We start from the raw sequence: 25,815 nt of genomic DNA on the forward strand, positions 1-25,815 counted from the left end.
CCACCGGAGCGCCGCCCGGGGCCGCGGTGGCAGACCGACCGTTCCGCCCTTCCCCCTGGTTGCGGGTGTCGACGTGGGAGCGCTCCGCTGTCACGATGAACGGACCGACCCGCACGGTCCGACCCGAGGACCCGACGCAGCGCCGTCGACCCACCTCGCAAGGACACCATGGACCAGCACGTCGACCGCACCGTCGTCTCCGCCGACGGGACCGTCATCGCCGTCACCGACTCGGGGACCGGGCCGGCGCTCGTCGTGCTCGCCGGCGCCTTCGACCACCGGGACAGCCACTACCTCGGACGGGTCACGACCGCCCTGCGCGACCGCTACCGCGTCATCACCTACGACCGCCGTGGCCGCGGGGCGAGCGGGGACACCCGGCCGTGGTCGGTCGACCGCGAGGTCCAGGACCTCGCCGCCGTCGTGGCGAGCGTCGACGGCCCGGTGTCCGCGCTCGGCATCTGCGTCGGCGCCGGTGTGGTCCTGCGCGCCCTCGCCGCCGGTGTGCCGATCGACGCAGCCGTGCTGTACGAACCGCCGTACCGGGCGAGCGTCGACCCACACGCCGACGACGTGGTGTTCGCCGACCTGCTCGACGAGCACGTCGCCGCCGGTCGCCGTGCCCAGGCGGTGCGCGCCTTCCTCGCGCACGTCCTCGGGGTGCCGATGGGACAGATCTCGGCGCTGCGCCTGCGGAGCGGGCTCTGGCGGTCGCTCGTGGCCGACGCGCACGTGCTCGGCCGCGACGTCCGGGTCATGAACGGTCTGGCGATCCCGGAGCGCGTGGCCTCGGCCGTCGGCGTGCCGGTGCTCGTCGCCGCGGGGTCGGACAGCCTCGAGTGGATGCGTCGGGCGGCACGCGCCGTCGTCGGGGCCGTGCCCGGGTCCGAGTACACCGAGGTCGCCGGGCAGGGCCACGTCCCCGACCCCGCGGCCGTCGGTCAGATGCTCGACGCGTTCCTCGCCCGGGTCGGCTCGCCGAGCAGCTGACTGCGAGAGGATGGAGGGGTGAACGCACCCCGCCTCGGTCTCCTGCTCGACGTCGACGGACCCATCGCGAGCCCGGTCTCGCGCACCATCGCGATCCCGAGCATCGTCGACGACATCGTCGCCCTGGCCGCCGAGGGCATCCCCGTCGTCTTCAACACGGGTCGGAGCGACGCGTTCATCCGGAGCGAGGTCGTCGGCCCGCTGCTCGCGGGTGGCCTCGCCGAGGGCGGCCGCGTGCACGCCGTGTGTGAGAAGGGCGCCGTGTGGTGCTCGATCGGTCCGCAGTACGACGGCGGGATGGGCGAGCTGACCGTCGCCGAGGACCTCGCGCTCCCGCGGGACTTCGCCGACGAGATGCGCGACCTCGTGCGCGCCGAGTACGCCGACCTGGTGTTCTTCGACGAGACGAAGCACGCGATGGTCTCGATCGAGCAGCGCGTCGAGGTGCCGAACGCCACCTACCTCGCCCGCCAGGCCGAGTTCGACGCGAAGGCGATGGCTGCGCTCGAGCGTCGTGGCCTCGGCGTGCGCCGCCTCGACGACGTCCGCCCCGATGCCGACGGTGCGGTGCAGTGGCGCATCGACCCGACCATCATCTCCACCGACGTCGAGTCGGACCGCAGCGGCAAGGACCTCGGCGCGGAGCGGTCGCTCGAGCTCCTGGCGCAGGACGGCGACCTGCCGACGGCCTGGCGCACGATGGGGGACTCGCGCAGCGACTACGCCATGGCGGACTGGCTGCACGCGAACGGCCACGAGGTCGCGCACGTCGACGTCCGTCCCGCCGACGGTGTCCCGGCGACGCCGTACCCGGTGCTCACGGCGCCGGACGGCGTCATCCACGACGAGGCGGGCGCACGCTTCCTGGCGGACTGGCGAGCGGCCCGCTGAACCGACCCGCCGCCGGGCCGGGAGTCGGACGTCGGAGCCGCACCGCGCCTCCCGGCCGTCCTGCCTGCGGTCCTGCGGTCCCGCGGTGTCGCGGTCGGCACCGGGTTCCCGGGACCGCACCGTCCGGGCGGACGCTTTGCGTGACGCGGTGGTACACCAGTACCCTTCCGAGGTCCGCCGCCCAGTCGATGACGGGAACCACCCCATGGCACCGAAGCTCCGCATCAAGTCGATCGAGGCCAGTCTGGCCGACTCCGAGGAGCAGGGCAGGTCCCTGAAACGCTCCCTCCGGACGTTCGACATCGCCGCGATGGGCATCGCGGTCGCCGTCGGCGCCGGCATCTTCTCGGTCGGCGCGAACGCCGCCGCGAACTTCGCAGGGCCCGGCGTCATCATCTCGTTCCTGCTCGCCGCCGTCACCTGCGGCCTGGCGATCATGTGCTACGCCGAGTTCGCCTCGACGATCCCGGTCGCCGGCTCCGCGTACACGTTCACGTACGCGACGATGGGCGAGCTGCTCGCCTGGATCGTCGGGTGGGACCTCATCCTCGAGACCCTCACCGCCAGCGCCGTGATCGCGAAGTACTGGGGCATCTACCTCAGCACCGCGTTCGACGTCTTCGGCGTGACCCTGCCGAGCACGATCCAGCTCGGCCCGATCCCGTTCACCTGGGGTCCGGTCCTGATCGTCGGGATCTTCACGGTGCTCCTGGCCTTCGGCACCCGCCTGTCGTCGCGGGTGTCGGCGGTCATCACGGTCATCAAGGTCGCGATCGTCGTGTTCGTCATCGTCGCCGGCGCGTTCTTCGTCAAGGCCGCGAACTTCACGCCCTTCATCCCGCCGGCCTCACCCGCCCGTGGTTCGGAGGGCAGCGTCTGGACCCAGTCGCTCGTGTCCTGGTTCACCGGCTCGGAGCCCGCGCAGTACGGCGTCTTCGGCCTGCTCGCCGCGGCGTCCCTGGTGTTCTTCGCCTTCATCGGCTTCGACGTCGTCGCGACGAGCGCCGAGGAGACCGAGAACCCGCAGAAGACCCTGCCCCGCGGCATCTTCATCGGCCTCGGCATCGTGACCCTGCTCTACGTCGGCGTCAGCATCGTCATCACCGGCATGGTCTCGTACCAGCGCCTGGCAGAGGAGAAGGCGCCGTCCCTGGCCTCGGCGTTCGACATCGTCGGGCTGCCCTGGGCCGCCGGCATCATCGCGATCGGCTCGCTCATCGGCCTGACCACCGTCGTCATGGTGCTGCTGCTCGGTCTGTCCCGCATCGTCTTCTCGATGAGCCGCGACGGCCTGCTGCCCCGCTGGTTCTCGAAGACCAACGCGAAGACGCAGACCCCGGTCCGCGTGCAGGTCGTCGCCGGCGTCGTGGTCGCACTGCTCGCCGGGTTCACCGCTGTCGACAAGCTCGAGGGCATGATCAACATCGGCACGCTGTCCGCGTTCGTCCTGGTGTCGATCGGCATCGTCGTGCTGCGGAAGTCGCGGCCCGACGCCCCGCGGGCCTTCCGGGTGCCGTGGTCGCCGGTCCTGCCGATCATCTCGGCGGTGCTGTGCTTCTGGCTCATGCTCAACCTCGAGGTCGAGACGTGGCTCCGGTTCGTCGTCTGGCTCGTCATCGGCTTCGCGATCTACTTCGGGTACAGCCGCCGCCACAGCCGCGTCGGCCAGGGCATGCAGTAGGTCCGTTCCGTCACGCCACGTCCCGTCCCCGCCGGAACCAGGTTCCGGACACAGCACCGCGCGGTTGCGTGGTGCTGTGTCCGTTTCACGGTGTGGTGGCCCGCCGGGGGTGCGGTGGCCTGCCTCCTAGAGGCCGACGAGCAGCAGGACGCCGAAGGTGAGCATCACGACGGCGACCAGGCCGTCGAACACCCGCCAGGTCCCCGGCCTCGCGAACAACGGCCGGAGCAGCCGTCCACCGAACCCGATGGCGGCGAACCAGAGACAGCTCGCCGCGACGGCGCCGACGGTCCACAGCCAGCGGTCGTCGACGCCCTGCTGGTTCGCGACCGATCCGAGGAACACCAGCGTGTCCAGGTACACGTGCGGGTTCGCCCACGTGAAGACGAGCATGGTGAGGACGGCCGTCCGCACGGTCACGTCCCGGTCGCGCCGGTCGGCGGCAGCCGCTGCTCGGGGCGCACCCGCGTCGCGCCCCCGCACGGGCACCGCGCCCGGATGAGTCGGGGCGCGATGCCCGTCCACGGGCGCGGCGGACGCGGGCGCCGTCACCGCTGGCACGCCGTCGTCGGCCGCCTCGGACCCCACGCGCATCGCGTCGCCCGAGGGGCGCAGTGCCCGCCGTGCCGCCAGCACCCCGTACGTCACCAGGAACGCAGCGCCCACGAGCCGGATCACCACGACCGCGGCCGGGAACCGCTCGACCACCGCCCCGACCCCGAGGACTCCGGCGACGATGAGCACGGCGTCCGAGGCCGCGCACACCACGACCGCCGCGGCCACGACACGGAGCCCGGCACCCACCGCGAGCCGGAGCAGGTACGTGTTCTGCACGCCGATCGCGACGATGAGGGCCAGGCCGGTGCCGAGGCCGGAGAGCAGGGGGATCACGCTCCGACCATAGGGGCGTGATCGTGTGTAGACCAGCTCACGTTCCTGCAGCGCCGTAAGCTCAGCTGCATGCTCCGGCTGCAGCGCGACCACCTCGAGACGCTCCTCGCCGCCGTCGACCACGGCACCCTCGACGCCGCGGCTCGCGCGCTGGCGGTCACCCCCTCCGCGGTGTCGCAGCGCATCAAGTCGATGGAGCAGCAGCTCGGCCGGGTGCTCCTGCAGCGCACCACCCCGGTGCGGCCGACCGCCGACGGCGAGGTGGTCCTCCGGCACGCGCGGCAGGCCCGACTCCTCGACGAGGAGACCGCCCGGGCCCTCGGCGACGGCGGGTCCGTCGTGCCGTCGATCCCCCTCGCGGTGAACGCCGACTCGCTCGGCACCTGGTTCCTCGACGCCCTCGCCCTGGTCCGCGCCGACACCGAGGTCGTCTTCGACCTGCACCGGGAGGACCAGGACCGCACCGCCGAGCTCCTGCGCGCCGGCACGGTGATGGGCGCGGTCACGGCCGAGGCGGACCCGGTGCAGGGCTGCTCCTCGGTGCCGCTCGGCATCGACCGGTACCGGGCCGTCGCCTCGCCCGCGTTCGTCCAGCGGTACCTCGGCGACACCGGGACCGAGCGGCGGATGCTGCGACGGCTCGACGAGGTCCCGCTCGTCGACTACGACCGCGACGACGACCTGCAGCAGGGCTACCTGCGCCAGGTCCTCGGCCACGCACCGGGTGGCCCGCGCCACTTCGTGCCCACCTCGGCCGACTTCGCCCGTGCCGTCGCTCTCGGCTTCGGCTGGGGGTTGCTGCCCGAGGCGCAGTGCCTCGGAGCGATCGCGCGCGGGGACCTCGTCGAGCTGGCGCCGGGGCGGCAGGCCGACGTGGCGCTGTGGTGGCAGCGGTGGAACCTGGCGTCACCGCTGCTCGAGCGGGTGTCCGAGGCGGTCCGGGCGACGGCGGCCGACCGGCTGCACCCGCCACGGGGGCGACGGGTCGCGGGCGCCTAGACCGTCGCGCGGTAGCGGAGGCCGTCCACGAGCAGCCCCACCATGAGCAGGCTCTGTTCGGCGGTGGGTGCGCCGTGGCACAGGTTCGCGACGGCGTGCAGGAGCTGTGGGGCGTCGACGTCGGCGCGGATCGTCCCGGCGTCGGCCGCGGCGGCGAGCAGGCCGGCGAGTGCGCCGCCGAGGTGTGCGAGGAAGTAGTCGGGGAGCGCCTCGAACGCCGGGTCGCCGGAGTGCAGGGCTGCGGCGAGGCCCCGCTTCGTGGCGACGAACTCCGTGAACCGCTGCAGCCAGCGGGCGAGGGCCTCGTCGGGTGCGTGGGTGGCGGCGAGCTCCGGAGCGGCGGCGGCGCAGGCGTCCACCGCCTGCTGGAAGACCGCGACGACGAGGTCCGAGCGCTGGGGGAAGTGTCGGTACAGCGTCCCGACGCCGACTCCGGCTCGATCGGCGATCACCTTCGCCGGGGCGTCGACGCCGTCGCTGGCGAAGACCGCCTTCGCGGCGTCGGTCAGGGCGTCGGCGTTGCGACGGGCGTCGGCGCGCACGGATCCTCCTCTTGCGGAAACGGAAAGCCCTTCCGTATCCTTCCGGAAGGGTGTTCCACTTGGTGCCACGATACGGTACCGACCCGCGGAACGCCACCGACAGGAGGCACGCACATGCAGTACCGCACCCTCGGCCGCACCGGCATCCAGGTGAGCCCCTTCGCCCTCGGCGCCATGATGCTCGGCACCGACGGCCGCATCGGCAACGGCGACGAACAGGACTCGATCCGGATCGTCCACCGGGCCCTCGACGCCGGCATCAACTTCATCGACACCGCCGACCGTTACTCGCAGGGCGGGTCGGAGTCCCTCGTCGGGAAGGCGCTGGCAGGCCGTCGCGACGACGTCGTCATCGCGACGAAGTTCAACGGGCCGATGGGCGACGACCCGAACCGCCGCGGGAACTCGCGACGGTGGATCACGACCGCGGTCGAGGACTCGCTCCGCCGCCTGCGGACCGACCACATCGACCTGTACCAGGCGCACCGCCCGGACGACACCGTCGACCTCGAGGAGACCCTGTCCGCGCTCACCGACCTGGTGCGGAGCGGCAAGGTGCGGGCGATCGGGTCGTCGGACTTCCCGGCCTCGATGCAGGTCGAGGCGCAGTGGACGTCGGAGCGCCGCGGTCTCGAGCGCTTCCGCACGGAGCAGCCGACGTACTCGATCCTCAACCGCGGCATCGAGCGCGAGGTGCTCCCCGTCGTCCAGCGCTACGGCATGGGGGCGCTCGTCTGGAGCCCGCTGGCGGGCGGCATGCTGACCGGCCGGTTCCGCAAGGGGCAGGAGAGCGACCTCGCCCGTGTCGGCATGTTCCGGCACAACAGCGACGAGCGGCGCATCGACGCGGTCGAGCAGGTGGTGGCCCTGTCCGAGGAGACGGGGATCCGGATGACCCACCTCGCGATGGCGTTCGCGATCGCGCACCCCGGGGTCACGAGTGCCCTGATCGGCCCGCGGTCGATGGAGCAGCTCGACGATCTGCTCGCGGGCGCCGACGTCGTGCTGTCGGACGAGGTGCTCGACCGGATCGACGCCATCGTGCCGCCCGGGTCCGACGTCGGTCGGCTCGACCAGCAGTACGACCCGCCGGCCGTCCTCGACCCTGCGCTGCGCCGTCGCACGGTCGCGGACCGACCCGCGAGCGCCTGACCGCGACAGCCCGCGCTGCCGGTCAGGTCTGGCAGCGCGGGCACCAGTAGGTGTCCCGCAGGGTGAGTTCCGAGTCCCCGAGCTCGCCGTGCCGGACCGGGGTGCCGCACCGCAGGCACGGCTTGCCGGCCCGTCCGTAGACCCAGAACCGCCGCCCGGGGCGGTCGACGCCGGTGGTCACCCGGTTGCTGCGGTCGCGGTTCGCCGTGATGAGCCGGCTCGCGAGCGCGATCGTCCGCGCCGGGTCGGGGACCTCGCTCACGGGGCGCGTCGGCAGCACACCGCGCAGGAAGCAGAGCTCGTTCCGGTACACGTTGCCGAGCCCGGCGAGCACCCGCTGGTCGAGCAGGGCGAGTCCGACCGGGCGGGACGGGTCCCGCAGCAGGTTCTCGCGTGCCAGGTCGGCGTCCCAGTCGGGTCCGAGCAGGTCCGGTCCGAGGTGCCCGACGACCTCGGACTCGCGGTCGCGCGGCACGATCTCGAGCACGCCGAGCGTGAAGCCGACGGTGGAGACGTCCGCGGCGTCGAGGACCGCACGGGCCTGGTGCGCTGGTCGTCGCCAGCGGTCACCGGGGGCGTACACGTCCCACCGCCCCTCCATCTTGAGGTGCGAGTGCACGGTGAGATCACCGATCCGGTGGAGCAGGTGCTTGCCGCGGGGCACGACCTCGTCGACGGTCCGGCCGACCAGGTCGACCGTCGCGAACGCGGGCACGCGGAAGTCGCTGCGCGTCAGCACCTTGCCCGCGAGCGCGGCGTGCAACCGACGTGCCGCTCGGTAGACGGTGTCGCCCTCAGGCACGGAGCCGGAGTCCCTGCGGGGTGGCGGTGAACCCGGCCTCGCGCAGTGCGCCGCCGAGCGGGGTCTCGAGGACGAAGTCGCCGTCGACCCGTTCCACGGCGAGCTTCCGCAGCCCGGTCCGCACGGTCGTCGCGATCGACGCGGCCGCGACCGCGAGGTCCGCCGGGTCGTCGGTGAACGTCAGCACGGACTTGCCGCCGCGCTCGACGTAGACCGCGAGTCGACCGTCGACCGTCGTCACCAGGGCGCCGGCCTTGCGACCGGGGCGGTGACCGCGAGCCTTCGTCCCGACGTCGTCGCCGCCCGCAGAGCCGCCAGAGCCGCCGGAGCCGCCGGAGCCGTCGGTGTCGTCGGTGTCGCCCGTCGGCGCATCCGTCGGCCACGGCAGCGACGCTCCGAAGGGGTTCGCGGGGTCGGTCGCCGCGAGCGTCAGTGCCTCGCGCTTCCGGTCCGGGTCGGTGCGTTCGTCGTCGTCGAGGTCACGGGCGTAGGTGCGCAGCCGGTCGATGGTCGGACCGGTCGCGAACTGCGCCGCCCCGAGTCCCTCGATGAAGTACCCGCGGCGGGCCCGGCCGGACTCCTCGAACCGGGAGAGCACCCGGTAGACGCCGGCGAACCCGCCCCGGACCCCCTCGACCTGCACGGCCCCGCGGGTCACGACGCCGTAGCGCTCGAGCAGTTGTTCGGCGGTCGCGGCGGCGCGCAGCGTCGAGTCGGACTCGGCCAGGGGCAGCAGCGACCAGCGGCCGCCGACGGACGGCGGTCCGGACTGCGTCGGCAGGGTCGGACGGCGACGACCGCGGTAGGCCCGTGCCCGGGGCGTGCTCGTGCTCTTCGCCGCACCGCCGAGCATGGCGCGGAGCGGCGCGAAGGTGTCGTTCGTGATCTGCCCGGCCCAGACGAGGTCCCACAGGGCGGTGGTCAGTGCCTTGTCGTCGGTGCTGCCGACGGCCTGTCCGAGCTGTCGGAAGAAGTACGCGCCGCCGCCGGCCAGGGCGCCGAGCACGTCGCGCTGCAGCTCGGTCGTCTCGTCGCCGGAGGGCTCGGCGAGCGTCGTCGCGGCGGACTCGGCCAGGTGCAGGCGCACCCACCCGTCGTTGCCGGGCAGGGTGCCGCCGCCGGACCAGAGGACCTCGCCCGTGGCGGTGAGCTCGTCGAGCATGCTCGTCGAGTAGTCGGTCACACGGGTCGGCAGCACCAGGGTCTCCCACGCGCTGGCCGGCAGCGCGACGCCGGCGAGCTGGTCGACGACCTGCAGCACGCCGTCGACGCCGCGCAGGCCGCCGCGGGTGCCGGGGGCCTGCACGTGCTGCCATGCCGGCAGGAAGCGGGCGAGCGTGTCCGGTGAGACCGGCTCGACCTCGTGGCGGAGGGCGGCGAGCGACTTGGTGCGGATCCGGCGGAGGACCTCGGAGTCGCACCACTCGGCGCCCTGGCGGTCGGGTCGGAACTCGCCCTCGACCACCCGGCGGTCGGCGACGAGCCAGCGCAGGGTGTCCTGCACGACGGCGATGCCGAGCCCGAGCCGTCCCGCGGCGTCCTGCGCCGAGAAGGGCCCGTGCGAGCGGGCGTACCGGCCGATCAGGTCGCCGAGGGGGTCGGCGACGGGTTCCACGAACGCCGTCGGCACCCCGATCGGCAGGGGCACGCCGAGGGCATCGCGGAGTCGGGAGGCGTCCTCGATCACGGCCCACCGGGTCGACCCGGCGTGCGAGAACGACAGGACGCGGCGGTCGCGTTCCAGGGCGGTGAGGGTCTCGCGGACCTCGGTCTCGGCCGCCGCGCGGTCCGGGGCGTCGGAGAGCCAGCTGCGGTCCACGGCCTCGGACAGCTCCAGCGCCCCGACCAGGCGCAGCACGTCGACGAGCCCCTCGGCGTCGCGGGCGCGACGGTCGGGCGAGAGCCGTTGCAGGTCCTGCTCGACGGACGCGATGACGGCGGGGTCGAGCAGCTCGCGCAGTTCGGCGCGGCCGAGCAGCTCGCCGAGCAGGGTGGAGTCGAGCGACAGCGCCGCGGCCCGTCGCTCGGCCAGGGGCGAGTCGCCCTCGTACATGAACGCCGCGACGTACCCGAACAGGATCGACCGGGCGAAGGGCGACGGGGTCTCGGTCTCGGTCTCGACCAGGCGGATGCGGCGGCCCGCGATCTCGTCCGCGATGCCGAGCAGGGCCGGCACGTCGTACACGTCCTGCAGGACCTCGCGCACGGTCTCGAGCACGATCGGGAACGTCGGGTACTTGCGGGCGACCTCGAGCAGCTGCGAGGCCCGTTGCCGCTGCTGCCAGAGCGGCGACCGCTGCCCCGGGTTCCGGCGCGGCAGCAGGAGCGCACGCGCCGCGCACTCGCGGAACCGGGCCGCGAAGAGTGCCGAGCCGCCGACCTCGTCGGTGACCAGGGCTTCGAGGTCGTCGCGCTCGAACACGAACAGGTCGGCGCCGGGGGGTTCGGCGTCGGTCTCGGGGATCCGGACGACGATGCCGTCGTCGGCGGCCATGGCGTCGCCGTCGATGCCGTGCCGCTCGTGCAACCGGGCACCGACCGCGAGCGCCCACGGTGCGTGCACCTGCATGCCGTACGGCGAGTGCAGGATGAGCCGCCAGTCGCCGAGTTCGTCGCGGAACCGTTCGACCACGAGCGTGGTGTCGTTCGGCACGTGCCCGGTGGCGACGCGCTGGTCACGCAGGAAGGTCAGCAGGTTCGTGACGGCGCGCTCGTCGAGGCCGCCCGCCGCGACCCGGGCACGGGCGTCGTCGTCCGAGGCGCCCTCGACCTCGCGCACGAAGGCCCCCGTCGCACGCCCGAGCTCGGCGGGGCGGCCGATGCCGTCGCCCTTCCAGAAGGGCACCCGACCGGGCTGCCCGAAGGCGGGGCTGACGATGACGCGGTCGTGCGTGATCTCCTCGATCCGCCAGCTCGTCGCACCGAGTGCGAAGACGTCGCCGACGCGGGACTCGTAGACCATCTCCTCGTCGAGCTCGCCGACGCGGGACGCCTTCTCGCCCACCATGAACACCCCGAACATGCCGCGGTCGGGGATGGTGCCGCCGCTCGTCACCGCGAGCCGCTGGGCCCCTGGCCGGCCGGTCAGGGTGCCGTGCACGCGGTCCCAGACCAGCCGCGGGCGGAGTTCGGCGAACTCGTCGCTCGGGTAGCGGCCGGTCACCAGGTCGAGCGTGGCGTCGAACGCCGAACGCGGGAGTCCGCTGAAGGGGGCGCTGCGGCGGACCAGGTCGAACCAGTGCTCGACGTCGACGGTGTCGATCGCCCCGGCGGCGACGGTGTGCTGGGCGAGGACGTCGAGCGGGTTGGCGGGGACCGAGATCGACTCGATCTGCCCGGAGACCATCCGCTCGACGGTGACCGCGCTGTTGACGAGGTCGGCGCGGTGCTTCGGGAACAGCACGCCTCGGGAGATCTCGCCGACCTGGTGGCCGGCGCGGCCGACGCGCTGCAGCCCGCTGGCGACGGACGGCGGCGCCTCGACCTGCACGACGAGGTCGACCTCGCCCATGTCGATGCCGAGTTCGAGCGAGCTCGTGGCGACCACGCACCGCAGTCGTCCGGACTTCAGGTCGTCCTCGATGATGGCGCGCTGGTCCTTCGACACCGAGCCGTGGTGGGCGCGGGCGAGCGCGGGGACCGTGGCGTCGGACCCGCCGCCGCCCGTCTGCCCGGACGCACCGATGAGCTGCGCGGGCGGCCGTTGCGGAGCGACGGCGTGCGCCGACGTCCGCGCGGGGGACTGCGGACGGCCGCCACCGGCCGACGGACCACCCGCCGGCACGAGGGACGCTGCGGCCTCTGTCGGTGCTGCGGCCGCGAGCACGCGTTCCTCGTGGATCTCGTTGAGCCGCGCGGTCAACCGCTCGGCCAGTCGCCGCGAGTTCGCGAACACGATGGTCGACCGGTGTTCCTCGATGAGGTCGACCACGCGTTCCTCGACGTGGGGCCAGATCGAGCCGTTCGTCGGCGCGTCGGTGGCGTCGGCGCCGACGGGCGGTGCGCCGAGCTCGGTCATGTCGTCGACCGGCACGACCACACGCAGGTCGAAGGTCTTCTGGGCCGGCGGCGCGATGATCGTCACCGGGGCGCGGCCACCGAGGAAGCGGGCGACCTCTTCTGCCGGGCGGACGGTCGCGGACAGCCCGATGCGCTGCACGGGCTTCTCGAGCAGGTCGTCGAGGCGTTCCAGCGAGACGGCGAGGTGGGCGCCGCGCTTGGTCGACGCGACGGCGTGGACCTCGTCGACGATGACGGTGTCCACGTTGACCAGCGTCTCGCGCGCCTGCGACGTGAGCATCAGGTAGAGGGACTCGGGGGTCGTGATGAGGATGTCCGGCGGCTGTCGCAGCAGCTTCTGCCGGTCGGACGACGGGGTGTCACCGCTCCGGACGCCGACGGTGACGTCCGGGGGTTCGAGTCCGAGGCGTCGCGCGGTCTGGGTGATCCCGACGAGCGGGCTGCGCAGGTTGCGTTCGACGTCGACACCGAGGGCCTTGAGCGGGGAGACGTAGAGCACGCGCGTGCGCTGCTTCGCCGGCGGGCGGTCCGTCGCGCTGATGAGCCGGTCGATCGACCACAGGAACGACGCCAGGGTCTTGCCGGAGCCCGTCGGGGCGATGACGAGCGCGTGCTGCCCCGTGGAGACGGCGTCCCATGCGCCGGCCTGCGCCGGGGTGGGGGCGTCGAAGGCGCCGCGGAACCACTCGGCGGTGGCGGGGGAGAAGCGCTCGAAGACGTCCGTCATGGTCCGACCCATCCTGCCCGTCACCACCGACAGCGGCCCGTGCGGACGTACCCCTTGACGAAGCGATAGGTAACGATCTATCGTTGAGACATCGCGATACGACGAAGACGATCCTGTCACACCGTCCGCGAGCCGACTCAGCACGACGGAAGGACGCACCATGCGACCCATGCACGACCACTTCGACACCGACCAGCACCCGCGCGGCCCCCACTTCGGCGGCGCGCGGCACCACCACGGCGCCGGCTTCCCCGGCCGCGACCGCGGCGACCACGACCACGGCGGACGCGGCGGCTTCGGTCGCGGCTTCGGCCCCGGATTCGGACCCGGCTTCGGCGGTCCGGGGTTCGGCGGTCCCGGCTTCGGCCGGGAACGCCGTCGCCGCGGCGACGTCCGCCTCGCGATCCTCGGCCTGCTGGCCGAGGGCCCGCAGAACGGCTACGCCGTCATCAAGACCATCGCCGAACGCACCGACGGCGCCTGGAAGCCGAGCCCCGGCTCGGTCTACCCGACGCTCCAGCAGCTGGTGGACGAGGACCTCGTCGTCTCGACGGGCGACGGCCGGAAGACGCTCTTCGAGCTCACCGACGCGGGCAGGGCCGAGGCGCAGGCCAAGGCGGACGACATCGCCGCGGCCTTCGACGCGCCGGGCCTGCCGGACTCGTCGCGCGAGTTCGTCGAGGCGCTCCGGAAGACCATGGGCGTCCTGCACATGTACCGCACCAGCGCGACGGAGGAGCAGGCGAAGGCCGCCACCGCCAAGATCGACCAGCTCCGCAAGGACCTGCTGCAGATCCTCGCCGACTGACGGACAGCAGGCACGGTGGCGGCCCACCCCGCGCCTCCCGTCCACATCGTGAGCAGCAACGGTCGAGTCCGCACACCGGACCCGACCGTTCCTGCTCACCGAGCGCCTCGAGCGCCTCGAGCACCTCGAGCGCCTCGAGCGCGCCGAGCGCGCCGACTACGCCCCGATGAACGCGGCCACGTCCGCCAGCTCCGCCGCCGACACCGCGTGCGGCAGGCCCGCGTACGTCCGGTCGGTCACGTCGGTGTGCGTCACCGCCCACGCCTGCGTGCGCGCGGTGGCCTCGACCGGGATCACCGGATCGAGGTCGCCGTGCCCGAGGAACACGCGCGGCCGGACGGCTGCCACGGCCTCGTCCCGTGCGTCGGTGACGCCGGGCACCACGAACCCGGACAGCGACACTGCGAAGGCGAAGCCCGCGGGCCGGGCACGCAGGAGCTGGAGCGCCATCGAACCGCCCTGCGAGAAGCCGAGCAGTCCGATCCTCGGGTGGTCGGCGGCGACGGCGTCGACCCAGCGGAGCACCCCGGCGACGGCGTCGTCCACCGGCGCGAGCGCGGGGGAGCCCTGCGTCCCGAGCGGGTACCAGCTGAACCCCTGACCCCACGGCATCGGGGCGCGCAGCGACGCGACCGTCCAGGCCGGCGGCAGTGCGGGTGCGAGGCCGAGCAGGTCCTGCTCGTCCGACCCGACCCCGTGCATGGCCACGAGCAGGGGCGTCCCGGCCCGTTCCGACTCCGGTCTGGTCCACCGCACCACGTCCGCATCGATCACGGTGACCACGCTAACCGTCCACAGGTGCCCGCGCCGTGCGCCGAACTCGCCGCCGGCCCTGGTAGACACGGTGCATGGCCACGCTGCGAACCCCCGACCCCGATCCCGACTCCGGTTCCGGCTGGCTGTCCGACGAGGAACTCGCGACCGTCCGACGCCGGCTGCCGATCTGCTACGTCGAGGCCGTCCCGGTCCGCACCGACGGTCTCGGCGTCGTGACCGAGGTGGGCGTGCTCCTGCGGGTCTCCCCGAGCGGTTCGATCGCCCGCACGCTCGTCTCCGGCCGCGTGATGTTCGGCGAGTCCATCCGCACCGCCCTGTTCCGGCACCTCGAGAAGGACCTCGGTCCGATGGCGTTCCCGCAGCTGCCGTCGAGCCCGACCCCGTTCACCGTCGCCGAGTACTTCCCGCTGCCGGGCGCCTCGGTCTACACCGACGAGCGCCAGCACGCGATCTCGCTCGCGTACGTCGTCCCGGTCACGGGCACGTGCGAGCCGCGCCAGGACGCCCTCGAGCTCACCTGGATGAGCCCGATGGAGGCCGCCTCGGACGCGGTCGCCAACGAGATGGAGGGCGGCCGTGGTGCACTGCTCCGTGCCGGCCTGGCCTCGGTCGGCGCGTTGCCCTGACCGGTCCCCTGGACCCGACACGACGAAGCCCCCGGATCCGATCGGATCCGGGGGCTTCGCAGCGCGGTGCGGGACCGGCTTACTTGTTGTCGTTCTTGAAGCTGTCGGCGACGCCGTGTGCGGCGTCCTTGACGTCCGTGACGCCCTGCTTCGCCGAGGCCTTGCCCTGGTCGGTCTGGCCCTCGGCCTTGAGGCGGTCGTTGTCGGTCGCGTTGCCGACGGCTTCCTTGACCTTGCCGGCCGCCTTCTCGGCGGCGTTCTTGATGTCTTCGATGCCTGCCATGGGCACTCCTTCCAGTAGCTGACGTTTCCCCGTCAGCCGCTCGCGCGGCATCCGGTGCCCTGGAAGGTACCCGGTGACGTGCGCCGCTTCGCAGCGCACGTCAAGGTTCGCCGAGGCCGGTCGAACGGGTCAGTGGCGGTCGGCGGCACCGGCCGGACGGGAGGCGCGGCGCGAGTTCCCGCGACGGTTGCCGCCCGACTCGTTGCCGGCGCCACGGCCGGCGGCGTAGCCGCCGTCCGAGGACCAGACGGCCGACGAGCCACCGCGCACGACGTCGCTGCTGCCCGAGCGACGGGCACCGCCGCCGCGACGACCACCCGTCGAACCGGCGGCCGGGGCGCCCGAGCGACCGGCGCCCTCGGACCGGGTGCCGCGGGCCGGACGACCCTGACGGCCGCCGGCGGTACCGGCGGGCTCGGTGGCCGAGCCGGCGCGCGCGGGCTGCCCCGCGCCTCCCGACCGACCGCCGCGACCACGGCGACGACCGGCGCCGTCACCGGCGGACTCGGCGGAACGCTGGCGGGGCTGGCGCTGCTGCTGCACGGGCTCCTCGGCCACGTGGCGGACCGGGGCGACCTCGCCGACCAGGGTGGTGACGGCGGGCGACTCGGCGGTGACGCGCTGCGGCTGGACGGAGATCGCTGCGGCGCGCATCATCTGCGCGACGTCCCGACGCTCGGCGGGCATCGTCACCGTGACGACGTCGCCGGACGAGCCGGCACGAGCGGTGCGGCCGGAGCGGTGCAGGTACGCCTTGTGCTCGGTCGGCGGGTCGACGTGCACGACGAGCTCGACGTGGTCGACGTGCACACCGCGGGCGGCGACGTCGGTGGCGACGAGGACGAGGGCCTCGCCGGACGAGAACTTCGCGAGGTTCCGCTCACGGGCGCCCTGGGACAGGTTGCCCTGCAGGTCGACCGCCGGGATGCCCTGACTGGTGAGCTGCTTGGCGAGGCGCTTGGCGTGGTGCTTCGTGCGCATGAAGAGGATGCGGCGGCCGGTGCCCGAGGCGAGCGTCGTGACGAGCTGCTTCTTGGCGTCGGCGTCGGCGACCTCGAACAGGTGGTGCGTCATCGCCTCGACCGGGCTGGTCTCGTCGTCGACCGAGTGCATCACCGGGTCGTGCAGGAACTTCTTGACGAGCTTGTCCACGCCGTTGTCGAGCGTCGCCGAGAACAGCAGGCGCTGCCCCTTCGTCGGCGTGGCCTGCATGATCTTGGTGACGCCGGGCAGGAAGCCCATGTCGGCCATGTGGTCGGCCTCGTCGAGGACGGTGACCTCGATGTCGTCCAGGTGCACGTGGCCCTGCTGCATGAGGTCGGCGAGACGACCCGGGCACGCCACGACGACGTCGACGCCGCCGCGGAGGGCGTCGACCTGACGGCCCTGCCCGACACCGCCGAAGATCGTCGTGGTGTTGAGGCCCATCGCCTTGGCGAGGGGAGCGAGGGTCGCGTCGATCTGGGTCGCGAGCTCACGGGTGGGGGCGAGCACCAGGGCGCGGGGGCGACCGGCGCGGCGCTTGCGGCCGCTGGCGGCGAGGCGGGCGGCGAGCGGGATCGCGAAGGCGATCGTCTTGCCGGAGCCGGTGCGACCGCGGCCGAGGACGTCCTTGCCCTGCAGGGAGTCGGGGAGCGTGTCCGCCTGGATCGGGAACGCGGTCTCCTTGCCCTGCTGTGCGAGGACGTCGGCCATCGGCGCGGGGACGCCGAGGTCGGAGAAACGGATGTCTTCGGTGGTCATGGTGACCTTTCGAGCCGGAGGGGTCCGGCTGTGGGCGCACTTGCGAGGCAGCGCGCGGGCGGGATGCGCGCCAACGGAGGTGGCTGGCGCAGTCGCCGCAGCAGAGAAGCCTGGGCACCTTCGTGAGGTGCTCGATCATCGACCGCGATCCGTGGGATCGGTGGTCGGGAGTTCGGGGCGTCCGTACGACGCACGAGGCGATCGGCGCCTCGAGTACGTCCAGCATAGCGCGCCGAGGCCGGATCGCCGAGGACCGGGCCGTTCGCCGCGCGCGTGCGAGGATTCCGGGGTGCGCACACGAACCGTCCTGCTGACCACCGCGATGGCCCTGGTGGCCGTCCTCGGCACCGCCGGGTGCGCCGAGGCCGCGCCGGCCGGGGGCGCCGGCACCGCCCGGGCGGCATCGACGGCGGGGTACACGAACCTGCCGACGTCGGGTCGCCCGGACTACCAGCTCGGCGGGGCGTACGCGCCGCCGTCCGGTGTGACGATCGTCGAGCGCGACAGCACCGCGAAGCCCGCGAAGGGCACGTACGACATCTGCTACGTCAACGGGTTCCAGACCCAGCCCGAGGCCGCGCGCACGTGGACGAAGTCGTACCCGTCCGCGATCCTCCGCGACCGAGCGGGCAAGCCGGTCTCGGACCCGGGGTGGCCGGACGAGATGCTCCTCGACACCCGGACCGCCGCGAAGCGCGCCCTCATCACGAAGGTGCTCGCGAAGACCATCGCCCGCTGCGGTGACCGCGGCTTCGACGCCGTCGAGTTCGACAACCTCGACTCCTGGACGCGGAGCGGGAAGCGGCTCACCCGGGCCGGCAACCTCGCGCTCGCGAAGTCGCTCGTCACGACCGGCCACCGGCACGGGCTGGCCGTCGGGCAGAAGAACACCCCGCAGCTCGGCGCGTCCGGCCGCGAGCAGACCGGGTTCGACTTCGTCGTCGCCGAGGAGTGCGTGCAGTACCGGGAGTGCGCGGCGTACACGAAGGCGTACGGCGGGCGGGTCATCGACGTCGAGTACGCCGACACCCTCGAGCGCTCGTGGGGGTCGGTGTGCCGCCTGACGAGCCGCCCGGCCATGACGATCCTGCGCGACCGCGATCTCGTGACCCCGTCGAGCGACGAGTACGTCTTCGAGCACTGCTGACGGCGGACGCCGGGCCGCGGCGAGGGGCTCCCCGTCTAGGCGGGCCAGGCGTCGCGGAGGGCCGTCGCGGCCTGCTCGGCGGACAGGCCGGCCGCCCGCGCCGCCGCGGCGAGCTCCCGCGCCGCGTCGGCCACGGCGTCCGGCACCTCGGCCGGGCGCACCACCCGGGTGCCGGCACCGCGCGCCGTGTGCACGAGTCCGGCCTCCTCGAGCAGCTGGTAGGCCTTCGCGACCGTCCCCGCCGCCAGCCCGAGCTCGTCCGCGAGCCCGCGCACGCTCGGCAGCCGTTCGCCGTCGACCAGGTACCCGGCGGCGATCTGCGCCGCGATCTGCGAGCGCACCTGTTCGAAGGGCGGGATGCGCCCGCCGGCGTCGATCGCGACCAGTCCAGCCATGCGTTCCACCCTAGAAGTCGTACTGCTCGCCGACCGGGATCGGCACGGCCACGGTGTTGCCGCGCGGCGCGAGCGGGCACGCCCACGCCGGGTCGTACGCGCACGACGGGTTGTACGCGAAGTTGAAGTCGAGGACGAGCGAACCGGCGTCGTCGCCGCCCAGGTCCGAGCCCTTGATCGTGTCGAGCAGGTAGCGCCCGCCGCCGTACGTCCCGCGCGCCTTGCCGGCACTGGCGTCCTTCACCGGGACGAACAGCCCGCCCGCGTAGCCGCCGTGCGACCACACGTCGAGCGTGCCGACGCCCGGCACGCTGACGACGCCGAGCCGGTCGAAGTGCACGATGCCGTCGGTGCCGGTCTCGAAGTCGAACGCCGCGGGCTCCGTGGGCTCGATGCGGACCTCGAACCGCCAGTCGGGGTCGTAGTCGGGGACGGGCAGCGACTCGAAGTCACGGGCGTCCTCGTCGAGCAGCGGCGAGGCCGGGTGCTCCGCGAACATCGCGTCGCGCGTCTCCCGCCACATCGCGTGCGCGACCTGCGGGTCGGGGGTCGCCCGGACCCGCCGGTACAGGTCGAAGGTCATCCGTCGCCAGTCGACCGTCGCGAGCGTGCTCCGCACGTGGTCGTCGGTCGTCGGCTCGTCGGGGCGCGTCTGGCTCACGTGGTCGAGGCTACGCCGCTGCGCGGTGGACGGGAGGCCCGACCCGCGCCCGTCAGGCACCGTCCGTCCGCCACGTGGGCGCGAGGGCGCGCATCCGGGACGCCCGCCACTGCCAGATCACCCACATGCCCGGCCAGAGGAGTGCGCCGAGGGGCCACGGCCGCATCCGGTAGGTCAGGCGGTCGAGCAGCAGCGTGCGCCCGCCGGGTGCGGGGACGACGGCCATCCGGTGCCGCATCGTCATCCGCCCGAACAGCCCCGAGGTGCCGCCGCCGTTGTCGCGCTGCACCGGGACCCCCTCGACCTCGTACAGGTCGAGGTCGACGTGGGTGTCGCCGCTCGGCACGAGGCCGAAGGCGCTCGCCGTGATCGGGTGCGGGTGCCCGGGCTCCCACCGGCGCGGGAACCCCTGCGGGTCGCGCGAGCGGTAGACCAGGAACGGCTTCGTCACCGCCACCATCACGGACGGGGACAGCAGGGCGTCGCGCACGGTGTCGACCGGCGCGTCGAGGATGATCCGGAGGCCGACGTGCATGGGTCGACCGTACGCGCGCGCCGCCCTAGGCGTGCCGGGCCGACCGCCGCCGGGCGCCCTCGGCCCGGTCGTGCCGGCGGAGCCGCTCGGCCAGGGACATCCGGACCGTCGGCCACTCGGACGCGATGACGGAGAACACGACCGTGTCGCGCAGGGTGCCGTCGCGGCCGATCGCGTGGTTGCGCAGCACGCCGTCCTGCTTGGCGCCGAGGCCGGCGATCGCCGCGCGGGACTGCTGGTTGTGCCAGTGCGTGCGGAACTCGACCGCGATGCACTGCCAGGCCTCGAACGCGTGGGACAGGAGCAGCAGCTTCGACTCGGTGTTGATGCCGGAGCGCTGTGCCGAGCGGGCCAGGAACGTGCTGCCGATCTCGACGCGGCGGTTCCCGGTGTCGATGTTCATGAAGGTCGTCGCACCGACCACGCGCCCCGTCGGTCGGTCGCGCACCGCGAAGGGCACCATCCGGCCGGCGCGGTGCTCGGCGAGCCGCCGGTCGATCTCGTCCTCGACCTGGGCGGGGGCGGGGACCGACGCGTACCAGGTGCGCCACAGGTCGCCGTCCGTGACCGCCGCCCGCAGGTCCTCGGCGTGCTCCTGCGCGAGGGGCTCGAGCGTCACACGGTCACCGGTCAGGGTGGGCACGGGGGCGATCTCCATGGAAGGTCATCCTACGGACGCGCGCTCCCGCGGACCGCCCCGAGCGACCTCCCTGTGGAGAGGGACAGCGGATCCTGTGGGCGCGGACAGGTGCGTGCCCGCGGCTATCGTGGCGGGCGTGGCAGAACGCACCCAGGAGCAGTACCAGGTCCGGTTCGCGTGGGGCACCGGCGGTGCGGCGCGCGTCGCCCACGGGGCGCACCTGCTCGTCTGGGTCGACGTCCTGCCGGCGTCCGCGGACCCGGCCGCGCAGCGGCGGGCGCTCGCCGACGCGACGGACGCGTTGCCGGAGGGACCGGAGGTCGTGCTCGGCCACCTCGGCAACGCGGCGGCGGTCGCCGAACGGGTGACGGGCCTCCAGGTCGAGCGGGGCGACCGGTGCGTCGTCGCGGTCGTCGCCGCCGGGCTGCACCACCCGCCCGCCCTCGACGACGCCGCGGTCGCAGCGGGGGAGACCGCCGACGTGCCGGACGCCCCGGACTTCGCGGTGGACGACCTGCTCGGCGCGGGCGCCGTCGTCGACGCGCTCGTCGCCGTCGGGATCGACCACACCTCGCCGGAGGCCGCGGCCGCGTGCGCCGCGTGGACGGGGCTGCGCCGCGGGGTGCGGCACCTCGTGACGGCCTCCGAGTCCGCCGCCGGACCGGGCCGCGACGCGGCGCACGCGGCGCTCGCCGCGGGGCCGGAGCTCGTCGTCCTGCGGGAATCCCGGAGCCGGGCGTAGCGTTCGGTCCGATCAGCACCCAGCGAGCGAAGGAGCAACGCCATGAAGGCAGTCGTCGGAGACACCGTGGTCGCAGAGGCCCCGCAGGAGGACCTCATCCAGATCGAGGGCAACTGGTACTTCCCGCCGTCGAGCGTGAAGTCCGAGCTGTTCACCGAGAGCCCCACCCAGTACCACTGCCCGTGGAAGGGCGACACGCAGTACTACACCGTGAACGTGGACGGGCAGGCGCTGCAGGACAACGCCTGGTCGTACCCGACGCCGATCCCGTCGTCCTTCGACCGCGTCGGCAAGGACTACTCGGGCTACGTCGCGTTCTGGAAGGGCGTCCGCGTCGTCGACTGACGCACCGGACGGCCCGACGTCGGGCGGCCTCACCCCGTCAGCGTGAGGACGACCAGCGCGACGTTGAGCGCCACGATCACCGCCGCGATCACCCACGCCACCGCGCGGGTGGTCGCGGCGTTCACGTCCGCGCCCATCACGCTCCGGCGCGAGGTGTAGACGACGAGCGGCACGATCGCGAAGGCGATGCCGAAGCTCAGCACCACCTGGCTCACCACGAGCAGCATCGTCGCGTCCGCCTGCACCGCGAGCAGGACGATCGCGGGGACGAGGGTCACCAGCCGTCGGGCGACGAGCGGGATCCGCACGTGCAGGAGCCCGCGCATGATCTCGGCCCCGGCCATGCAGCCGACCGAGGTCGACGCCAGCCCGGAGGCGAGCAGCCCCACGGCGAAGAGCACGCCGACCACCGGGCCGACGTGCTCGGCGATCGCCCGCTGCGCGCCCGGGATCGAGTCGGTCCCGGCGACGCCCGGCAGCGTCGCCGCGGCGAGCACGAGCATGCAGATGTTCACGCCGCCGGCCACCACCAGGGCGAGTCCGACGTCCCACCGGGTCGCGACGAGCACGCGCCGGCGTTCCGGACCGGCCGGGACCTCGCCGTGCCGGTCGCGAGCGAGCGCCGAGTGCAGGTACACCGCGTGCGGCATCACCGTGGCGCCGAGCATCGAGGCCGCGAGCAGCACCGAGCCGGCGCCCTCGAAACGGGGCACGAGGCCGCCGACGAGCTCGGCGGGCGAGACCTGCGCGAACAGCAGGCCGCCGCAGAAGCCGACGGTGAGCACGACGAGCATGGCGGTGACGACCGTCTCGAAGGCGCGGGTGCCACGGCGGCTCTGCAGCGTGAGCAGCAGCATCGAGACGACCCCGGTGACGAGCCCGCCGGCCACGAGCGGCAGCCCGAAGAGCAGGTGCAGGGCGAGTGCGCCGCCGATCACCTCGGCGACGTCGGTCGCGGCGGCGACGATCTCGGCCTGCCCCCAGAACAGCAGCCGGGGGGTGCGGCGCAACCGCAGCCCGAGGTGCTCCGGCAGGGACCGGCCGGTCACGACGCCGAGCTTCGCGGACAGGTACTGCACGACGACCGCGCTGGCGTTCGCCGCGACGAGCACCCACAGCAGCAGGTAGCCGTGCTCCGCGCCGGCGGTCAGGTTCGCCGCGACGTTGCCGGGGTCGACGTAGGCGATGGCCGCGACGAACGCCGGACCGAGCAGGGTGAGCCCGGCCGCGCGACGGCGCGGGGTCTGCTCGGCGGGTGGTGCGGCGGCGGTGTCGGTCACGATCCCAGCATGCCAGAGGATTCGGCGCACCGAATCTTCGTCTTCGGTGTGGCACCGTCCTCCTGCCCTCACAACAGGTGACGCCCGCACGGGGGCTTCCTGCAGAACGTCCCGATCCACTTGGATCGACACGTCAGATCGGCGCGGACGGTGTCGAGGGAGCAACGGCCGGGGGACCGGCGCCAGGAGGACGACCCAGGGATGGAATCGACACAGCTCTCGGGTCCGGGGGACCTCGACGCGACGCCCGCGCACGAGGCGACGCCGATGCCGCGCTTCGGCTGGACCCGGGTCGCCATGGCCGTCCGGCCGATGTGGGACGCGCCCGGCGAGGTGCTCCGCATCGAGATCGCCGGCCACGACCCGCTCATCATCGACGTCGCGACGGACGCCTACTGGACGAGCACGCCGCTCGACGCGCTCCCGATCGAGCCCGACGACCTGCGCGTCGGCCGCGAGGCACGCGACGCCGAGTCCGTCGTCTCCGCCGGCCCCGGCAACGAGCTGCAGGCGTTCCTCTGGTACGTCGGCCTGAACTCCTTCCCCGGCGAGCTCGCCTGGTGGCTGCAGCGCGACGACCGCTACCGGCTGCAGCGCTGGCCGAACTTCACCACCCTCGCGCACACCCCGGACCACGTCCGGATGACCTCGCTGCTCGGGTACGCGTCGCTCACCGTCGACGAGCTCGCCGAGCAGGCGAACGTGGCCCCCACCGAGGCGCGACGCCTCATCAACGCCTTCAGCCTCATGCGCATCCTGCGCTCCGAGACGCCCGACGTCGCGATGGCGCGTCCGGCGTTCGACCGTCCGGTCCCCGCCGCCGTGCAGTCCGCACCGGCGCCCCGCAGCGGCCTGTTCCGTCGCCTGCTCGACCGGCTGGCCCGCTGATGGCCGAGCACGTCATCCTGTTCGCCGGCCCGATGGGCGCCGGCAAGACCACGGCGATCGAGGCGCTCAGCGAGGTGCCGGTCGTCCGCACCGAGGCCGCGAACACCGACCGCGAGACCGCCGACAAGGACACCACGACCGTCGCGCTCGACTACGGCGAGATCACCGTCGGCGACACCGACAAGGTGCGCCTGTACGGCATCCCCGGGCAGCGCCGGTTCGACTTCATGTGGCAGATCCTGCAGGAGCGCGCCCGCGGACTCGTCGTGCTGGTCAACGCCGACGCGCCGGACCCGGTCGCCTCGCTGATCGAGTACGTCGACGAGTTCCGCGACCTGTACGACCGCGGCGGCGTCGTCGTCGGCCTCACCCGGGCGGACGTCGCCCCCGGGATCACCGCGGCGGCGCTGTCCGACGCGCTGCAGGCGGCCCACCCCGAGATGCTCGTGCCGGTCTTCACCGTCGACCCCCGACGGACCGAGCAGATGACGACGGTGCTGCTGACGCTCGTCGCCAACATCGAGATGCGTGCGGCCATGACGCCCCCGCAGGAAGTGCACCGCTGATGTCCACCGCCCCCCACCAGGACCCCGCCGTCATCGAACTCGGCCGGGTCGAACTCTCCGCGATGCGCGAGGCCGCGAGCTCGCTGCTCACCGCCTCGCTGCTCAGCGACGACGGCTTCGAGGTCGTCCGCGTCGCCGAGTCGAACGCCGCCGCCACCGACGGCGGCCGCTTCGCCAGCATGGCGAGCTCGATCCAGGCGCTGAGCGAGGCCGTCGGCCGCGAGCTCGCGATGGGCGCCGGCGAGTACGTGATCATCGCCGCCGAGCGCGGCCACCTGATCCAGATGCGGATCCCCGGCTCCACCATCGTGCTCGCCGCGCTCTTCGACACCGACGAGATGCTCGGCAAGGCGCTCACCGTGGCCCGCCGCTGCTCCACCCGCATCGGCGAGGGTCTCGCGCAGGCGCAGCGCACCCCGACCGCGGCCACGTTCTGAACCGACGTCGGCCCCTCCACCGATCGGACCCGACCCGGGACCGGTCGACCGCACCGAACGACAAGGAAACCCGAATGTCCTCCATCACCGACTCCCTGAACGAGCTCGTCGCGGTCGACGGCGCCATGGCCGCCGCGGTCGTCGACAGCGGCTCCGGCATGCTGCTCGGCGGCGCCGGCTCCGGCATCGACCTCGAGCTCGCCGCCGCCGGCAACACCGAGGTCGTGCGCGCCAAGCTCAAGACCGCGCGCTCGCTCGGCCTCGCCGACTCGATCGACGACATCCTCATCACGCTGTCGTCGCAGTTCCACATCATCCGCCCGCTCGCCGCGCAGCCCGAGGTCTTCATCTACTTCGTGCTCGACCGTGCGAAGGCGAACCTGGCGCTCGCGCGCATGAAGGTCAAGTCGGTCGAGGGCGCTCTGCAGTTCTGATCCGCCGACACGACGAAGCGGCCCCGCGTGTGCGGGGCCGCTTTCGTCGTTCCGGGGGCGTCGCGGCAGGTCAGGCCGCGGCGCGACGGGCGCGGTGCGCCCGCACCTTCGCCCGGTTGCCGCAGCGCTGCATCGAGCACCAGCGTCGGGTCCCGCCGCGCGAGGAGTCGTAGAACACGAGCCCGCAGTCGTCCGCCGAGCAGCGGCTCAGGCGGGTGGCGCGGCCGTCGGCCTCGACGTCGTCGAAGCCGACCTCGCTGAAGAGCGCGACCGCGTCGCGCGCGACGCTCGACAGGGCCTGTGCCAGGCGCACGCGGTTCGCCCCGGCGCGACGGCGGCCACCCGGGAGGCTCGGGGGCACGTCCGGCAGGGCGGCGAACAGGTTGACGGTGTCGATGTCGTCGGGCGCGGGGCGCGTCCGGCCGGTCCCGGCACGCAGGCCCGCCGCGACCGCGGTGCGGTCGGCTGCGGTCGCCGCCGGGGCGGGTGCCGCCGCGGTGGCGAGGCGTGCGATGGCGGCGCGGAGCGCGCGGGCGTCCTGCAGCTCACGGGCACTCGCGCCGGCGTCGATCGGTTCGGTGTGGTCGCCGAGCCACTCGTCCAGGTCGGCCGGGCTCGCGAGCAGCTCGCCGAGCTGGGACCGGGGACGGCGGCCGTCCGGGTCGTCCGCGAAGCCGCCGGTGTGGGCGAAGTCGAGCGCGATCCGACCGGCGTCGAAGAACCAGGAGGATCCGGCGTCCGTGCGGATGTGCTGCCCCGTGTGCATCAGGCCAGGCTAACGGTTCACCGGCGCGCCTCCGAGCGCGGAGTGGG

Annotated in this window: 27 protein-coding genes; 14 read left to right on the forward strand and 13 right to left on the reverse strand. The window is 73.4% G+C overall.

Going from position 1 to position 25,815, the window contains the following annotated elements; translation table 11 throughout:
* The first annotated feature begins 168 nt into the window (after positions 1-168).
* The 3 genes from BIU94_RS11065 (at position 169) to BIU94_RS11075 (ending at position 3,562) form a co-directional block, all read left to right on the forward strand.
* Positions 169-990 carry an alpha/beta fold hydrolase gene (locus BIU94_RS11065; protein WP_071259554.1) on the forward strand — a complete coding sequence of 274 codons (822 nt, stop codon included), beginning with the start codon at positions 169-171 and terminating at the stop codon, positions 988-990.
* 18 nt (positions 991-1,008) lie between these two features.
* Positions 1,009-1,881: a hypothetical protein gene (locus tag BIU94_RS11070; RefSeq protein WP_083404756.1), complete on the forward strand. Its 873-nt coding sequence runs from the start codon at positions 1,009-1,011 to the stop codon at positions 1,879-1,881.
* A 205-nt stretch (positions 1,882-2,086) separates the two neighbouring features.
* Positions 2,087-3,562 (forward strand): APC family permease, encoded by a 1,476-nt coding sequence (locus BIU94_RS11075; protein ID WP_071259561.1) that lies wholly within the window; start codon positions 2,087-2,089, stop codon positions 3,560-3,562.
* 126 nt (positions 3,563-3,688) lie between these two features.
* Here the strand turns inward: BIU94_RS11075 and BIU94_RS11080 are convergent, their stop codons facing one another.
* Positions 3,689-4,453, reverse strand: a complete 765-nt coding sequence (locus BIU94_RS11080) for a LysE/ArgO family amino acid transporter (protein ID WP_254782954.1) — start codon at positions 4,451-4,453, stop codon at positions 3,689-3,691.
* A gap of 69 nt (positions 4,454-4,522) precedes the next feature.
* Between BIU94_RS11080 and BIU94_RS11085 the strand changes: the two genes are divergently transcribed.
* Positions 4,523-5,452, forward strand: a complete 930-nt coding sequence (locus BIU94_RS11085) for a LysR family transcriptional regulator ArgP (protein WP_071259564.1) — start codon at positions 4,523-4,525, stop codon at positions 5,450-5,452.
* Here BIU94_RS11085 and BIU94_RS11090 read toward each other — a convergent pair.
* On the reverse strand, positions 5,449-5,994 hold the full coding sequence (locus tag BIU94_RS11090) for a TetR/AcrR family transcriptional regulator (RefSeq protein WP_071259567.1): 546 nt from the start codon (positions 5,992-5,994) through the stop codon (positions 5,449-5,451). The genes BIU94_RS11085 and BIU94_RS11090 overlap by 4 nt on opposite strands.
* Before the next feature lie 114 nt (positions 5,995-6,108).
* On the opposite strand from BIU94_RS11090, the gene BIU94_RS11095 reads away from it, so the two are divergent.
* Complete coding sequence (locus tag BIU94_RS11095) at positions 6,109-7,146, forward strand: aldo/keto reductase (RefSeq protein WP_071259570.1); 1,038 nt, start codon at positions 6,109-6,111, stop codon at positions 7,144-7,146.
* 22 nt (positions 7,147-7,168) lie between these two features.
* On the opposite strand, the gene BIU94_RS11100 is transcribed toward BIU94_RS11095, so the two are convergent.
* Together BIU94_RS11100 and BIU94_RS11105 are read right to left on the reverse strand one after the other, a co-directional pair.
* The gene (locus BIU94_RS11100; protein ID WP_071259574.1) at positions 7,169-7,948 is read right to left on the reverse strand and encodes a DNA-formamidopyrimidine glycosylase family protein; all 780 of its coding nucleotides are present in this window, start codon (positions 7,946-7,948) and stop codon (positions 7,169-7,171) included.
* The gene (locus BIU94_RS11105) at positions 7,941-12,695 is read right to left on the reverse strand and encodes an ATP-dependent helicase (RefSeq protein WP_071259577.1); all 4,755 of its coding nucleotides are present in this window, start codon (positions 12,693-12,695) and stop codon (positions 7,941-7,943) included. Before BIU94_RS11105 ends, BIU94_RS11100 begins: the two co-directional genes overlap by 8 nt.
* Before the next feature lie 169 nt (positions 12,696-12,864).
* Here BIU94_RS11105 and BIU94_RS11110 point away from each other — a divergent pair, with 169 nt between their 5' ends.
* Positions 12,865-13,503 carry a PadR family transcriptional regulator gene (locus tag BIU94_RS11110; RefSeq protein ID WP_071259580.1) on the forward strand — a complete coding sequence of 213 codons (639 nt, stop codon included), beginning with the start codon at positions 12,865-12,867 and terminating at the stop codon, positions 13,501-13,503.
* Between the two features lie 156 nt (positions 13,504-13,659).
* Here the strand turns inward: BIU94_RS11110 and BIU94_RS11115 are convergent, their stop codons facing one another.
* Positions 13,660-14,277 (reverse strand): alpha/beta hydrolase, encoded by a 618-nt coding sequence (locus BIU94_RS11115; RefSeq protein WP_254782953.1) that lies wholly within the window; start codon positions 14,275-14,277, stop codon positions 13,660-13,662.
* Positions 14,278-14,351: 74 nt separating this feature from the next.
* Between BIU94_RS11115 and BIU94_RS11120 the strand changes: the two genes are divergently transcribed.
* Positions 14,352-14,906: an NUDIX hydrolase family protein gene (locus BIU94_RS11120; protein ID WP_071259587.1), complete on the forward strand. Its 555-nt coding sequence runs from the start codon at positions 14,352-14,354 to the stop codon at positions 14,904-14,906.
* A gap of 79 nt (positions 14,907-14,985) precedes the next feature.
* On the opposite strand, the gene BIU94_RS11125 is transcribed toward BIU94_RS11120, so the two are convergent.
* Entirely contained in the window at positions 14,986-15,189 is a 204-nt protein-coding gene (locus BIU94_RS11125; protein ID WP_071259590.1) for a CsbD family protein, read from the reverse strand.
* A gap of 129 nt (positions 15,190-15,318) precedes the next feature.
* Complete coding sequence (locus BIU94_RS11130) at positions 15,319-16,932, reverse strand: DEAD/DEAH box helicase (protein WP_071259614.1); 1,614 nt, start codon at positions 16,930-16,932, stop codon at positions 15,319-15,321.
* 289 nt (positions 16,933-17,221) lie between these two features.
* Between BIU94_RS11130 and BIU94_RS11135 the strand changes: the two genes are divergently transcribed.
* A complete protein-coding gene (locus BIU94_RS11135; RefSeq protein WP_139195981.1) occupies positions 17,222-18,079 on the forward strand; it encodes an endo alpha-1,4 polygalactosaminidase in 858 nt (285 codons plus the stop codon).
* A 35-nt stretch (positions 18,080-18,114) separates the two neighbouring features.
* Here BIU94_RS11135 and BIU94_RS11140 read toward each other — a convergent pair whose 3' ends face one another.
* From BIU94_RS11140 to BIU94_RS11155, 4 genes are all read right to left on the reverse strand, one after another.
* Positions 18,115-18,474, reverse strand: coding sequence for a GntR family transcriptional regulator (locus BIU94_RS11140; RefSeq protein ID WP_071260361.1), 360 nt, complete (start codon positions 18,472-18,474; stop codon positions 18,115-18,117).
* A gap of 10 nt (positions 18,475-18,484) precedes the next feature.
* Positions 18,485-19,057 (reverse strand): DUF1684 domain-containing protein, encoded by a 573-nt coding sequence (locus tag BIU94_RS11145; protein ID WP_071260363.1) that lies wholly within the window; start codon positions 19,055-19,057, stop codon positions 18,485-18,487.
* Positions 19,058-19,187: 130 nt separating this feature from the next.
* Positions 19,188-19,670: a hypothetical protein gene (locus BIU94_RS11150; RefSeq protein ID WP_071259618.1), complete on the reverse strand. Its 483-nt coding sequence runs from the start codon at positions 19,668-19,670 to the stop codon at positions 19,188-19,190.
* A gap of 25 nt (positions 19,671-19,695) precedes the next feature.
* Complete coding sequence (locus tag BIU94_RS11155) at positions 19,696-20,328, reverse strand: GNAT family N-acetyltransferase (protein WP_071259622.1); 633 nt, start codon at positions 20,326-20,328, stop codon at positions 19,696-19,698.
* A gap of 118 nt (positions 20,329-20,446) precedes the next feature.
* Between BIU94_RS11155 and BIU94_RS11160 the strand changes: the two genes are divergently transcribed.
* Both BIU94_RS11160 and BIU94_RS11165 read left to right on the forward strand, forming a co-directional pair.
* Positions 20,447-21,052 (forward strand): hypothetical protein, encoded by a 606-nt coding sequence (locus tag BIU94_RS11160; protein WP_071259625.1) that lies wholly within the window; start codon positions 20,447-20,449, stop codon positions 21,050-21,052.
* Positions 21,053-21,094: 42 nt separating this feature from the next.
* Complete coding sequence (locus BIU94_RS11165) at positions 21,095-21,397, forward strand: DUF427 domain-containing protein (RefSeq protein ID WP_071259627.1); 303 nt, start codon at positions 21,095-21,097, stop codon at positions 21,395-21,397.
* Positions 21,398-21,426: 29 nt separating this feature from the next.
* Here the strand turns inward: BIU94_RS11165 and BIU94_RS11170 are convergent, their stop codons facing one another.
* Positions 21,427-22,677, reverse strand: a complete 1,251-nt coding sequence (locus tag BIU94_RS11170; protein WP_071259630.1) for an Nramp family divalent metal transporter — start codon at positions 22,675-22,677, stop codon at positions 21,427-21,429.
* A gap of 201 nt (positions 22,678-22,878) precedes the next feature.
* Between BIU94_RS11170 and BIU94_RS11175 the strand changes: the two genes are divergently transcribed.
* From BIU94_RS11175 to BIU94_RS11190, 4 genes are all read left to right on the forward strand, one after another.
* On the forward strand, positions 22,879-23,565 hold the full coding sequence (locus tag BIU94_RS11175; RefSeq protein ID WP_071259636.1) for a hypothetical protein: 687 nt from the start codon (positions 22,879-22,881) through the stop codon (positions 23,563-23,565).
* On the forward strand, positions 23,565-24,131 hold the full coding sequence (locus tag BIU94_RS11180) for an ATP/GTP-binding protein (protein WP_071259655.1): 567 nt from the start codon (positions 23,565-23,567) through the stop codon (positions 24,129-24,131). Before BIU94_RS11175 ends, BIU94_RS11180 begins: the two co-directional genes overlap by 1 nt.
* Positions 24,131-24,568 carry a hypothetical protein gene (locus tag BIU94_RS11185; protein ID WP_071259658.1) on the forward strand — a complete coding sequence of 146 codons (438 nt, stop codon included), beginning with the start codon at positions 24,131-24,133 and terminating at the stop codon, positions 24,566-24,568. The genes BIU94_RS11180 and BIU94_RS11185 overlap by 1 nt, the downstream gene beginning before the upstream one ends.
* Positions 24,569-24,642: 74 nt before the next feature.
* The gene (locus BIU94_RS11190; protein ID WP_071259664.1) at positions 24,643-25,002 is read left to right on the forward strand and encodes a hypothetical protein; all 360 of its coding nucleotides are present in this window, start codon (positions 24,643-24,645) and stop codon (positions 25,000-25,002) included.
* Positions 25,003-25,072: 70 nt separating this feature from the next.
* On the opposite strand, the gene BIU94_RS11195 is transcribed toward BIU94_RS11190, so the two are convergent.
* Positions 25,073-25,768: a CGNR zinc finger domain-containing protein gene (locus BIU94_RS11195; protein ID WP_071259668.1), complete on the reverse strand. Its 696-nt coding sequence runs from the start codon at positions 25,766-25,768 to the stop codon at positions 25,073-25,075.
* Between the last annotated feature and the right edge of the window lie 47 nt (positions 25,769-25,815).

The sequence above is a fragment of the Curtobacterium sp. MMLR14_006 genome (genome assembly GCF_001864985.1).
Lineage (GTDB): Bacteria > Actinomycetota > Actinomycetes > Actinomycetales > Microbacteriaceae > Curtobacterium.

Bases quoted from the DNA above. Each gene is read 5' to 3' on its own strand.
- BIU94_RS11065 (WP_071259554.1), top strand. From the start codon at position 169: ATGGACCAGCACGTCGACCGCACCGTCGTCTCCGCCGACGGGACCGTC.
- BIU94_RS11075 (WP_071259561.1), top strand. From the start codon at position 2,087: ATGGCACCGAAGCTCCGCATCAAGTCGATCGAGGCCAGTCTGGCCGAC.
- BIU94_RS11085 (WP_071259564.1), top strand. From the start codon at position 4,523: ATGCTCCGGCTGCAGCGCGACCACCTCGAGACGCTCCTCGCCGCCGTC.
- BIU94_RS11095 (WP_071259570.1), top strand. From the start codon at position 6,109: ATGCAGTACCGCACCCTCGGCCGCACCGGCATCCAGGTGAGCCCCTTC.
- BIU94_RS11105 (WP_071259577.1), bottom strand. From the start codon at position 12,695: ATGACGGACGTCTTCGAGCGCTTCTCCCCCGCCACCGCCGAGTGGTTC.
- BIU94_RS11110 (WP_071259580.1), top strand. From the start codon at position 12,865: ATGCACGACCACTTCGACACCGACCAGCACCCGCGCGGCCCCCACTTC.
- BIU94_RS11120 (WP_071259587.1), top strand. From the start codon at position 14,352: ATGGCCACGCTGCGAACCCCCGACCCCGATCCCGACTCCGGTTCCGGC.
- BIU94_RS11125 (WP_071259590.1), bottom strand. From the start codon at position 15,189: ATGGCAGGCATCGAAGACATCAAGAACGCCGCCGAGAAGGCGGCCGGC.
- BIU94_RS11130 (WP_071259614.1), bottom strand. From the start codon at position 16,932: ATGACCACCGAAGACATCCGTTTCTCCGACCTCGGCGTCCCCGCGCCG.
- BIU94_RS11140 (WP_071260361.1), bottom strand. From the start codon at position 18,474: ATGGCTGGACTGGTCGCGATCGACGCCGGCGGGCGCATCCCGCCCTTC.
- BIU94_RS11145 (WP_071260363.1), bottom strand. From the start codon at position 19,057: ATGACCTTCGACCTGTACCGGCGGGTCCGGGCGACCCCCGACCCGCAG.
- BIU94_RS11150 (WP_071259618.1), bottom strand. From the start codon at position 19,670: ATGCACGTCGGCCTCCGGATCATCCTCGACGCGCCGGTCGACACCGTG.
- BIU94_RS11155 (WP_071259622.1), bottom strand. From the start codon at position 20,328: ATGGAGATCGCCCCCGTGCCCACCCTGACCGGTGACCGTGTGACGCTC.
- BIU94_RS11165 (WP_071259627.1), top strand. From the start codon at position 21,095: ATGAAGGCAGTCGTCGGAGACACCGTGGTCGCAGAGGCCCCGCAGGAG.
- BIU94_RS11175 (WP_071259636.1), top strand. From the start codon at position 22,879: ATGGAATCGACACAGCTCTCGGGTCCGGGGGACCTCGACGCGACGCCC.
- BIU94_RS11180 (WP_071259655.1), top strand. From the start codon at position 23,565: ATGGCCGAGCACGTCATCCTGTTCGCCGGCCCGATGGGCGCCGGCAAG.
- BIU94_RS11185 (WP_071259658.1), top strand. From the start codon at position 24,131: ATGTCCACCGCCCCCCACCAGGACCCCGCCGTCATCGAACTCGGCCGG.
- BIU94_RS11190 (WP_071259664.1), top strand. From the start codon at position 24,643: ATGTCCTCCATCACCGACTCCCTGAACGAGCTCGTCGCGGTCGACGGC.
- BIU94_RS11195 (WP_071259668.1), bottom strand. From the start codon at position 25,768: ATGCACACGGGGCAGCACATCCGCACGGACGCCGGATCCTCCTGGTTC.